This is a genomic window from Aerosakkonema sp. BLCC-F183, from assembly GCF_041929145.1.
Taxonomy (GTDB): Bacteria; Cyanobacteriota; Cyanobacteriia; order Cyanobacteriales; family Aerosakkonemataceae; genus Aerosakkonema.
Window position 1 is genome coordinate 81,075 of the sequence record NZ_JBHFNU010000069.1, and the last position, 10,702, is coordinate 91,776.

The 10,702-nt window shown below is 42.3% G+C and carries 9 protein-coding genes and 1 pseudogene; 6 read left to right on the forward strand and 4 right to left on the reverse strand.

From position 1 onward, the window contains the following. Positions 1 to 152: 152 nt before the first annotated feature. The 3 genes from ACE1CD_RS20915 (at position 153) to ACE1CD_RS20925 (ending at position 1,268) form a co-directional block, all read left to right on the forward strand. Positions 153 to 395, forward strand: a complete 243-nt coding sequence (locus tag ACE1CD_RS20915) for a hypothetical protein (protein ID WP_374826129.1) — start codon at positions 153 to 155, stop codon at positions 393 to 395. Positions 396 to 580: 185 nt separating this feature from the next. Continuing rightward, positions 581 to 859: a plasmid stability protein gene (locus ACE1CD_RS20920; protein ID WP_374826130.1), complete on the forward strand. Its 279-nt coding sequence runs from the start codon at positions 581 to 583 to the stop codon at positions 857 to 859. Continuing rightward, positions 846 to 1,268, forward strand: a complete 423-nt coding sequence (locus ACE1CD_RS20925; RefSeq protein WP_374826131.1) for a type II toxin-antitoxin system VapC family toxin — start codon at positions 846 to 848, stop codon at positions 1,266 to 1,268. The genes ACE1CD_RS20920 and ACE1CD_RS20925 overlap by 14 nt, the downstream gene beginning before the upstream one ends. Before the next feature lie 30 nt (positions 1,269 to 1,298). Here ACE1CD_RS20925 and ACE1CD_RS20930 read toward each other — a convergent pair whose 3' ends face one another. Further along, on the reverse strand, positions 1,299 to 1,523 hold the full coding sequence (locus ACE1CD_RS20930) for a DUF4926 domain-containing protein (RefSeq protein WP_374826132.1): 225 nt from the start codon (positions 1,521 to 1,523) through the stop codon (positions 1,299 to 1,301). A 181-nt stretch (positions 1,524 to 1,704) separates the two neighbouring features. Beyond that, entirely contained in the window at positions 1,705 to 3,696 is a 1,992-nt protein-coding gene (locus ACE1CD_RS20935) for a polymorphic toxin type 44 domain-containing protein (protein WP_374826133.1), read from the reverse strand. A 204-nt stretch (positions 3,697 to 3,900) separates the two neighbouring features. Here ACE1CD_RS20935 and ACE1CD_RS20940 point away from each other — a divergent pair, with 204 nt between their 5' ends. Continuing rightward, complete coding sequence (locus ACE1CD_RS20940; protein ID WP_374826134.1) at positions 3,901 to 5,298, forward strand: NB-ARC domain-containing protein; 1,398 nt, start codon at positions 3,901 to 3,903, stop codon at positions 5,296 to 5,298. A 419-nt stretch (positions 5,299 to 5,717) separates the two neighbouring features. Here the strand turns inward: ACE1CD_RS20940 and ACE1CD_RS20945 are convergent, their stop codons facing one another. Then, a complete protein-coding gene (locus tag ACE1CD_RS20945) occupies positions 5,718 to 6,896 on the reverse strand; it encodes a sulfate ABC transporter substrate-binding protein (protein ID WP_374826135.1) in 1,179 nt (392 codons plus the stop codon). Between the two features lie 775 nt (positions 6,897 to 7,671). Here ACE1CD_RS20945 and ACE1CD_RS20950 point away from each other — a divergent pair. Next, positions 7,672 to 7,941 (forward strand): annotated as a pseudogene (locus tag ACE1CD_RS20950) (HNH endonuclease); the annotation flags it as partial. 99 nt (positions 7,942 to 8,040) lie between these two features. Then, positions 8,041 to 9,222 carry a glycosyltransferase family 4 protein gene (locus ACE1CD_RS20955; RefSeq protein ID WP_374826136.1) on the forward strand — a complete coding sequence of 394 codons (1,182 nt, stop codon included), beginning with the start codon at positions 8,041 to 8,043 and terminating at the stop codon, positions 9,220 to 9,222. A gap of 281 nt (positions 9,223 to 9,503) precedes the next feature. Here ACE1CD_RS20955 and psbA read toward each other — a convergent pair whose 3' ends face one another. Beyond that, positions 9,504 to 10,586, reverse strand: coding sequence for a photosystem II q(b) protein (gene psbA / locus ACE1CD_RS20960; protein ID WP_374826137.1), 1,083 nt, complete (start codon positions 10,584 to 10,586; stop codon positions 9,504 to 9,506). Between the last annotated feature and the right edge of the window lie 116 nt (positions 10,587 to 10,702).

Genomic DNA, 10,702 nt, shown 5'->3' on the forward strand with positions numbered 1-10,702 from the left:
GAGCAACTGGGATCTAAAACCTTACACTAGCTGTAGGGTATATTGCAACTTAGACTACACTACTATTAGCGTTTTCTTAAAAAACAGCGATCTTACGATTGCCAAATTATATTATTTGTGATATAGGAAGTACCGCAGCTTTGTAGGTTGGGTTGAGGTACGAAACCCAACTAAAGCTTCACTCAACCCAACCTACGGGAGAATGGCGAGAGTATTGTTGTAGCATCGGTAGCACAATTAGACCTCGGCAACAGGTGCCGGGTGTTGTTTCCTTTGTTTCTACGTTTACTGTCATCAATGACATTGCCAATGCCATCGGCACTTCTATTTGTATCGACAATGCAGATGGAAAAAAATTGCTAGATACGCAAAAAATAATGTCCGCAATCAATTAAAAATTATAGCTAAGGGGTAGGAAAGTCAAAAGTCAAAAGTCAAAAGTCAAAAGTCAAAAGTCAAAAGTCAAAAGTCAAAAGTCAAAAGTCAAAAAGAAGCGGGAGGAGGAGAAGTCAAAAGTCTGGAGCATCAGCTTCCTGTTTAGTTCTAGATTGCTATACTTAGTTTATCGTACTAAATTCAGATGCCCACTGATTCTATGATCGATATCACGATTCAAAACTTTGATGATGACCTGAAAAACCGTCTGCAAAAGCGAGCCGAATATTATGGACGTTCGCTCGAAGAAGAAGCCAAAGAAATTCTCCGCGCTGTCTTGACAGAAAACAGTGTCAAACCCTTAAATCTTGTCTTAGCTATCGAGCGTCGTTTTGCCGATTTTGGAGATTTTGAACTCCCGACTATCGCTAGAGAACCCTTACGCGAACCACCTAATTTTGAAGATTTACATGATTGTACTTGATACTAATGTAGTGTCCGAACTGATGCACCCGAAAGGCTCCTTAATACTTCGTCAATGGGTAGCGGCGCAACCAATAACGAATCTTTTTACGACAACTATCACTCAAGCTGAAATTCTTTATGGGATTGCTTTGTTACCTTCTGGAAAACGCCAAACTGAACTCAGCCAAGCAGCTCAATTGATGTTTGCTGAAGATTTGGGTGGGCGAATTTTACCATTTGATGAAACAGCAGCGATCGCTTTTGCTACAATTGCCGCCGAAAGAAGACGAATCGGTAAACCAATCTCCCAAGCTGATGCTCAAATAGCTAGTATTTGTTACACTCGCCAAGCTACTCTTGCCACTCGTAATGTTTCTGATTTTGAAGGGTGTGGTATTACGATTGTTAATCCTTGGGAATCTAACTAAACTAACTCGGATTACCAAACAAATCAATAATTATGTGAGAACTCGCGCTTGGGCAATTTCTCTATCGCCGATCGCACGCACTTGAGAACTAAATAATGAAATAATTGCAACAGTGTGTCCGGTGAGTGTCATAAATTCTACTTCATATCCCAAACCTTTTTGATGTACTAATACTACAGTGCCAATATCGCCTGTTTTTAAACTATATTCTGGTAAATCAGTGGTTAAAGCAATTTGGTCTAATTCAGGAATCATTTTGGGTAATTTGAGCAATTTTATTGTAGTGGGTATGCGCTGACAACATCTTGCACCTGTACCTGCACGCGACTGGTATTAAAATATGCCTTAATCGGTAGTATTGTCCACACCAGCCAGGGGTTTTAACCCCTGGCTGGTGAAAACTTTGTGCAATATATTAGTTATAGCTAATCGCTTTCTACGCTCCATTTACAATGTTATCTGTTCCGTTAAGTGATGACGCTTGGCTAATTACTTTTTGGCGCAATTTTTCGGGCGTTAAATTATTGGGATTGCCTCCTGTTTCATTCCATAATTCAATGCCTAACTTGACCGCTTTAGAATCATTAAAATCAAAATTTAATTTTCCCAAATCATTCCACCAGGCATAATTTTGTAGATCGGAATCGGAAAACCCAGCGGCTTTGCCAACGTAACCGTAGTGAATATTTGACCAGATATCGTAATAAAACTCACGATTGCTATTCCCCCACACCGGATAAAAATAATCATTTGACCCCTTCAAGTTTAAAAGAGAGTCTAATTTGGGCTTATGATCCCATTCTTGCCCGTCGTTTACTTTTTTGTACCACTCATTTTTCGCTGACCATGAACTCCACCAGTTTTTGTTCAAGTTATTTATGTTTTTCGCATAGTCACTTGAGGCATTATTTTTTATCTCCTCGTACATATATTGAAGAGTTGTATCGCCGTCTGCATAATTCAATCCGCCACGATTTTTATCCCAGCCATTATCCCAGGACAAGTCAAAATACGCATCTCCTTGTTTTTCAAAAACAAAAGCATAAACATAATAGTTGCCGCTGTTGCTAGGGGTAAAACTGTATTGCTTGAAAGTTTTGTAATTGTCATTCCTTTCGTAAGCATACTCCCACTGATTCGGGCTTGACAAAAAATTCCAGTTTTTACCGTCAGGACTAACATATAAAAGGAATCCATCATCAGCGTTGACTCGAAACTTATAGGTTTTATTGGCATCAAAGTATGAGGAATTCCACATTCCTGCGACGAAATAGTCAGAACGTCCCATGACAGAGTTACTTCCCCAGGTTACATCTACACCATTTGATCCATCAATCCGCTTGGAAAACGTAGTATCTCCTAGTTTATTCCAGTTCCAGTCCCAAAAAGTAGCTGTCCACGCGGAGGATGATGTTTCAACTAAAATAGGCTGTCCATTGGGACTGATAATAACTTGGTCATTTTCAGACTTTAAAGTCAAAAGATCGGCCTGACTCAATTTCACTCCTCGAACCAAAGCTGAAAAAATTTCTCCTTCATCGCCCAAAGCATCGATCGCATTGACGCGAGAATCTACCGAATGGCCGATTTCTTCAAGAAGTACACTGGCAATCTGGTCTGGATTATTCGCATTTACCTGCAAGAATTCTTTGGAGATGTAAATTGTATTGGTTAGAGCATCAAAGGCCCCATTATAGCCATTGATATCTTTAAGCGGAACTATTTTTATTTCCGGTAGAAGCTTACCGCTGGCCAAGTCTTGAATTAAAGATTTTGCCGATTCCAAATTAAGGTTTTTTTCAAAAGCTATAGTTAGCTTTTTAGAAAAATCTGGTTCGGTAACAAAATTTTCCATTTGACCTATCGCAGTTTTTAAACTGGTGCTTAATATTAGATTGACATCCTTTTCTAGATTGCTGTTTATCTGGTTGTTTAAAAGGCGGCTACCACTAATCTCTGCCAATCCTAAAAGAGGTAAATTAGGAATTTGAGGAGGAGCGGGGAATAAAATTTCAGGTGGCGGGGACGCAGGAAAAACGAGTTGCCGTCCTTCTCTCGCACCATAATTAATTAAGTGGTCTAATAACTGTTCGCCCGTTGTCAATCCTGCTGCCCCTAAGTCTTGATTAGCAGCAGCATAAAAGTTTAAATCAACCTTTGGAGAAAACAAGCGTTTTTCATTGATGCCATAAGTAATTAAATGGTCAAGTAACTGTTTGGGTGTTGTCACACCACCAGCCGCTAAATCTGGATTCGCTCCTCCATAAAAATTTAAGTCAACATAAGGGGAAAAGCTTCGTCCTTCCTTAGTACCGAACTGAAAAAAGTGGTTAAATAACTGTTCGGGATTCACCAAACCAGCGGCTGTTAAATCTGGATTGGTCATCGAGTAGTAGCCAGCATCAAAGGCTTTAGATAGCTCAAACATGAGATTACAACTAACGCTAATATGAGGGTGGTTGCTTCTCCAATCCTATTTTGTAACATCATAATGTGACAAGTGTAAATGGTATTATTTAGCACCCAATTTTTCTAAGTATCCTGAAAAAATTTAGTAGGATTTGGTACAATTCGGTTGACAAAGTAGGATTTGGTAGGATATATTACACAAAATATCTATGTGTATCTACTTATGAATAATATTCAAGATATTTTACAGTGGGCTGATAACTTGATTTTTAATGACACTGGACAACATCTCACACCTATACAAGAAGCGATACTAACGGGTGTTTGGCAACGACAAAAATATCCTCAAATAGCTAAATATTTTAATTGTAGTGAATCGCACGTTAAAAAAGAAGCTGCTAAGCTATGGGAAAAGTTGCGTGAAGAATTAGGAGAAGACCTCAATAAATTTAATTTTCGTTCTAAGTTAGAGAAAAAACATAGCGTTTCCCAAGTTTCCCATTTTGGAGATTGTTTATTACAAGAAATTGATATTAATATTTGTAGCCAAATTATACGAAATATTGAAAATACACAAACCCGATCGCACTCTCCCCCCGACGCCCCCCAAAGCCAAAATCCCTCACCGATCGTCGATTTGACAGACGCACCCGAACTAACTAACTTTTACGATCGCACTTCCGAACTATCCACCCTCAAAGAGTGGATTTTGCAAGCACGCACGCGCTTGATTACTATATACGGATTAAGTGGAATAGGCAAAAGTTCGATCGCATTCAAACTCATCGAAGAAATCCAAACCGAATTCGATTATATTATTTGGCGAAGTCTCAGTGACACTCCCACACTTTCAGCACTGCAAACCGAACTCAAACAATTTTTTGCGCGATCGCAACAAAACCCATTACCCGCACTCATCGATTATTTGCGCTGCGATCGCTGTTTAGTCATCCTTGATGACGTGCAGAATATTTTTAAAAGCGGTCAATTAGCCGGACAATATTTGGCAGAATATGATGATTATAGCAAATTATTTAAACAAATCGCCACATCGTCTCACCAAAGTTGTGTAATCCTCCTCAGTTGGGAAAAACCGAGAGAAGTCGCTACCTTAGAAGCAGAAAATCGCTCCACGCGCACGTTACACCTAAAAGGGTTAGCAGAACAAGCAGAAGAAATTTTGAGAGATAAAGGTTTAACAGATGAGGATAAGTGGTCAGAATTAATTACACTCTATCAAGGTCATCCTTGCTGGTTAAAAATTATAGCTTCAACAATACAAGATTTATTTAACGGTAGCGTATCTCTGTTTTTAGCTGAACAAAATGAAATATTTTTAGGTGACTTAGAACACATTTTAGAATCTCACTTACAGCGTTTATCCGAGTCAGAAAAAAAGGTGAGTTACTGGTTAGCCAGTCAAGCCGAAGCTGTAGATATTTCACAACCAGGCGATCGCGAATTATCCAAATCGGAATTTTGGCAAATCATCCAATCATTAGCGCGACGCGGCTTAGTAGAAAAAGTGCAAATGGGAGCGCGATCGCACTTTCACATCAATCCAATATTTAAAGCCTATATTCAATCCAAATTAAATCATCTCACCGAAAAACAGTTGTAATTGTAGTTGTAATTGTAGGTTGGGTTGAGCAAAGCGAAACCCAACTATTTCTCTCCTCACAAGTTGGGTTTCGTCCCTCATACTAAATCCGGGTTAACGACCCCCGTTATAATGAAGCGCTTTCTGAGCAGGGGAGCAGGGGAGCAGGGGAGCAGGGGAGAGAAGAGGAAAAATATAAAGGGGGTAAATAACCCGGATTTGATATCAACCCAACCTACAAGCTAACAAGTTGGGTTTCGTCCCTCAACCCAACCTACAAGCTAACTACAAGCTCACAAGTTGGGTTTCGTCCCTCAACCCAACCTACAAGCTACAAGCTTAGCTGTAGGGACATTGCATTATAAAATAATGTCAGCAATCCAAAGTTTTAATGATGCCGTGTCCCTACAAAAATATTCGCGATCGACAAATAACGCTCTCTAAGACTTTTTGGTATGAATTTTGTCAAAGATAGCGCCGTCATCGAAGAATTTATTCTGAATGTTACCCCAACCTCCTAAATCTTTAGCTGTAAAGAGCGTTTGCACTTTGGGGAATTTGTTTTCCACTTCTTTTACTACTGTGGGATTAACGGGACGAAATCCTACAGCAGCAAAATCTCGCTGAGCTTCTGGGGTGTACAGAAATTTGACAAATGCTTCTGCAATTTCGCGAGTGCCGTGTTTATCGACATTTTTATCCACAACAGCAATAGGATTGTCGATCGATATATTTACATCCGGTACGGTATACGGGAGTTTGTCGCCAAATTGTTCCGAGAGAATCATTTCGTTTTCATAGGTAATTAAGGCATCGCCCTTACCTTGTTTAAAGAACAGATCGCTGGCTGCACGCGCACTTACGGGTAGCACAGGTGCATTTTTGTAAACTTTGGTAGTTAAGTCCAGCGCTGTATTCTCATCCCCACCAGTTCTGGTTACAAAACCCCAAATAGCAAGAAAGTTCCAGCGGGCTCCGCCAGAAGTTTTGGGGTCGGGAGTCATTACGTTTATGCCATTTTTTGCTAAGTCTGCCCAATTTTTAATATTTTTGGGGTTACCCTCGCGAGTAGCAATTACACCTACAGATTTGGTCACAATTCCATCTGATGGCGCTTCTGTTTCCCAACCCGGTTGAATTAAACCTGCCTTGACAATTTTATCGACATCAAGCGCGAGCGACAGGTGTACAACGTCTGCTTCCAAACCATTAATTACAGCAGTAGCTTGGGAACCGGAAGCACCATAGCTACCGTTGACGTTGACGTTTTGGTTGTGTTCTTTTTTCCACTGCGCTTCAAATTTAGGAATGATGCGATCGTAGGCGGCTTTGGTGACAGAGTAAGAAACTAAGGTGAGCTGAACGTTATTTTTGTTACCAGTCGCGTTGGCAGATCCACCGGCATCAGAAATTTTGCCCGCACAGGATGCGATCGCAATGCTCAAGCTAGTTCCCAGCAAAAACAAGAAAACAAAGCTTTTTAGCGAACTGAAATTTGACCGATTTCCTACCGGGCGTCCCCACAGCTGTCGAACAGCCTGCAATCCTCTCACAAAATAAATCACGATTAGCTCGATCGAGTACCTCCCCACTTTGGGAGTATGTTGCCACTTGCTCATCACAATCCTCCGATAATCTACGATATCTTGAGCGAGATACCGGACTTTGTGGTTATTATAAGCCTTGGTTGCAACACTCGTTTCTCATCGTGCAAGAAGCTTTACATTAGACATCTTCAAAAATGCTTGTGGGGTAGGCATCCTGCCTGCCCTCTGAGATTCTTTTGGCGGAGAGGTCTATTAGACATCTTCAAAAATTCTTGTGGGGTAGGCATCCTGCCTGCCCTTTGAGATTCTTTTGGAGAGGTCTATTCAATTCCGGGGCGCGTAGTTGTTTCAAGCGCCTCCACAATCCCTCAAAATTCGCGACTTTAATAATAAATAAAATTTATCAAGTTAACAAAAAAGAGCATTTGAATCTATCATGAATAAACTTTAAAGTAAAACTTATAGCGATCGATGAAAGTCAGTTAGGGCGTTTTTAATCGCTGAAACCCTTGATTTTAGCCCCTAACTATACCCTTGGCATTCAACTCAAGCTGTGGCAAAACTCACTGCTTAGGTCACATTTGGTTAAATTTTGTCAACAACCCACCACTGTACCCGTAGGGTCAGTGGGGGCTTGAAATACAGCCCTAGTTGACCAGACTCAGGTAGAAGTACCTCCGTTTAAGGCAAGTGTTAAAGTTCCTACCTTGGAATACGTAGCTAGTTCCAAGCTCTAGAACTCAAAAGTTAAACAGCTATTTGGGAAGCAGTGCTTTGAGATAGTACCGACCTTAAACATTGTCGAAGCTAACATTACCCGAAAGGAGGGACAGTAATGTCCAAAGTTTTCGTTACCCGTCAGCAGTGTCGTACCGACAAATGGGGTTTTCCTGTTCGTTACTGCTCTAGAACCAAGTTTCACAAAGGTTTTCAGACAGGTGACATTGTGGAAGCGATTGTCACCTCTGGGAAAAAGATTGGGGCTTACGTTGGTCGGGTAGCCACTCGTGCCACTGGCAGTTTCAATATCTCAACAGCCGATGGGCTGGTTCAAGGCATTAGCCATAAGTATTGCAAACACATTCACAAAAAGGATGGGTATTCCTATGCACAGTAATTTGGACATTTTAGGGGTATTGAACCCCATAAAATGTCCCCCGTTTCCTCCCACCACTGACCCTACGGGTACAGTGGGGGTCTCCACGGGGGAAGACAGATGAAAATTTTACTGTTAAGCGTCCACCCTCCACATGGGGGCGGATCGGCTCACTCCAGCCAAGAACTAGCCTGTGGATTACGCAGCCTTGGGCATGAAGTTCTGCACATTGCCCCCTACAAAACTGCAACTCATCTAACGCAATATCCTGGATTGATGTGGATTCAGGCTGACTTTCCTGGGGATTTAAATATTAGCGCACAGGCGCAATTAGATATCGATCGGCAAGTTCAAGCAGCCTATCTAGAACATGGCCCTTTCGACGTAGTAATTCTCGGTCGCGAATCTTTTCTCTGGCACCTTGAAGCCGTTCGCTCGGTTCATCGCGATAAACCAGTCGTACTTATAGTTCGGGGTGCTTACATCAATAGTCTTGCTGGAAGCAATTCCATTGACCTTGCTGTCAAAGAACAATTGCTTAACCTTTATCGAGGCTGCGACAAAATTGTTTGTATTGCTCGGCATCTTGCCACATCCATCAACCGAGTAGTTGGCGTCAACAACACAATTTTTTTACCAAACCCGATTCATCTTCCTCCTTTCAATCCTACTACTAATCTTCCCGCTTTCAACATAACCTCTAATTACGATCGAAGACAAAAAGAGCCGATTCGTTTGCTGATGGCAGCTCAACTCAAGGCAAGAAAAAAACCGTTAGATGCAGTAGAAATTGTGCGAATTCTGGTTAGGAACGGAGAAGATGTCCACCTGACTGTGTGTGGAGATGGCCCAGATCGAGGAGAAATGTTAAACCGCATCCACCGCTATGGACTGGAAAAACAAATTGTCCTCAAAGGTAGCGTCTCCCGGCAACAAGTACTCGATTGTTTAAATAATGTAGAAACGGTATTACTTTGCTCGGATAATGAGGGGCGACCCCGCGTGCTACAAGAAGCGATCGCAGCTGGTAAAGGAGTAGTCGCCTACGATAATCCCGGTTCCCGCGAAGTAGTCAATGAATGGTTGAATCAATGGCCCTTGGGTCGTCTGGTTCCGATTGGAGATACTATTGCTGCCAGCAGAGCAATTTCAGATTTAGCCGCATATTTTCGGTCAAAACCCGATCCTTTACCTCCGCCACAATTGCCTAACCCGATTGAAGTGCTTTATCAATATGAGTCGATGCTTGAAGGTTTGGAAGTGCGATCGACCAAACCGGAATTAGGCGCTATCCATTGTTAAATTTTTGTTTTTGGCATCTATTTAATATGCCAGTTATATCATATTCCGTAGCATCGGTTGCATAAAAAATCCCTTTCTTATCTGCGTTTATCTGCGTTTATCTGCCTACATCTGCGGTAAAAATTTAACCCCCGATTCCCACAGATAATCTTTCGCATCACTCATATACTACCGATGCCACCGGACATGATATTCGCCAAATGCTAAATCAATAATATCTCCAAAACCAAAAAGCGCCCCCCTTTTTAGGAGAGCGCTTTTCGATTAGCTAAATTTCAAACTTAGCCATTGATAGCAGGAGCAGTCATAGCAATCGGAGCTTGAACACCAGCAGCCAAATCCAGAGGGAAGTTGTGAGCATTGCGCTCGTGCATCACTTCCATACCCAAATTAGCGCGGTTGATAATATCAGCCCAAGTACCAATCACACGACCTTGAGAATCCATCACAGATTGGTTAAAATTGAAACCGTTCAGGTTGAAAGCCATCGTGCTCACACCCAGAGCAGTAAACCAAATCCCAACCACCGGCCATGCACCCAAGAAGAAGTGCAGAGAACGGCTGTTATTGAACGAAGCATATTGGAAAATCAAACGACCGAAGTAACCGTGTGCCGCCACGATATTGTAGGTTTCTTCCTCTTGACCGAACTTGTAGCCATAGTTTTGGCTTTCATTTTCAGTCGTTTCACGAACCAAAGAAGAAGTTACCAAAGAACCGTGCATAGCGGAGAACAAGCTACCGCCGAACACACCAGCTACACCCAGCATATGGAACGGGTGCATCAGAATATTATGCTCTGCTTGGAACACAATCATGAAGTTGAACGTTCCAGAGATACCCAGAGGCATACCATCCGAGAAACTACCTTGACCCAAGGGGTAGATCAAGAATACTGCGCTAGCCGCAGATACAGGTGCACTGTATGCTACGCATATCCAAGGACGCATACCCAAGCGGTAGCTGAGTTCCCACTGACGACCCATGTAGCAGAAGATGCCAATGAGGAAGTGGAAAATCACCAACTGGTAAGGGCCACCGTTGTAGAGCCATTCGTCTAAGCTGGCTGCTTCCCAAATTGGGTAGAAGTGCAGACCGATCGCGTTAGAAGAAGGTACAACCGCACCGGAGATGATGTTGTTGCCGTACAACAGGGAGCCTGCTACGGGTTCGCGGATACCATCGATGTCTACTGGAGGAGCAGCGATGAAGGCGATGATGAAGCAGGTGGTGGCGGTTAGGAGGGTGGGGATCATCAGGACGCCGAACCAGCCGATGTAAAGGCGGTTTTCGGTGCTGGTGACCCACTCGCAGAACCGTTCCCATACGTTGGCGCTGGAGCGCTGTTGAATGGTGGTGGTCATGTGTTTATGATTGCTATGTATTTTTCGAGGTTCGTATGATGTCTTTATTATGGGGGAGGTTGTTAAGGTTTGTAAAGTGTTTTGTGTTGTAGGGTTTTTTATGGGTTGTATAAGTG

Bases quoted from the DNA above. Each gene is read 5' to 3' on its own strand.
- psbA (WP_374826137.1), bottom strand. From the start codon at position 10,586: ATGACCACCACCATTCAACAGCGCTCCAGCGCCAACGTATGGGAACGG.
- ACE1CD_RS20920 (WP_374826130.1), top strand. From the start codon at position 581: ATGCCCACTGATTCTATGATCGATATCACGATTCAAAACTTTGATGAT.
- ACE1CD_RS20955 (WP_374826136.1), top strand. From the start codon at position 8,041: ATGAAAATTTTACTGTTAAGCGTCCACCCTCCACATGGGGGCGGATCG.
- ACE1CD_RS20945 (WP_374826135.1), bottom strand. From the start codon at position 6,896: ATGAGCAAGTGGCAACATACTCCCAAAGTGGGGAGGTACTCGATCGAG.
- ACE1CD_RS20935 (WP_374826133.1), bottom strand. From the start codon at position 3,696: ATGTTTGAGCTATCTAAAGCCTTTGATGCTGGCTACTACTCGATGACC.
- ACE1CD_RS20930 (WP_374826132.1), bottom strand. From the start codon at position 1,523: ATGATTCCTGAATTAGACCAAATTGCTTTAACCACTGATTTACCAGAA.
- ACE1CD_RS20925 (WP_374826131.1), top strand. From the start codon at position 846: ATGATTGTACTTGATACTAATGTAGTGTCCGAACTGATGCACCCGAAA.
- ACE1CD_RS20940 (WP_374826134.1), top strand. From the start codon at position 3,901: ATGAATAATATTCAAGATATTTTACAGTGGGCTGATAACTTGATTTTT.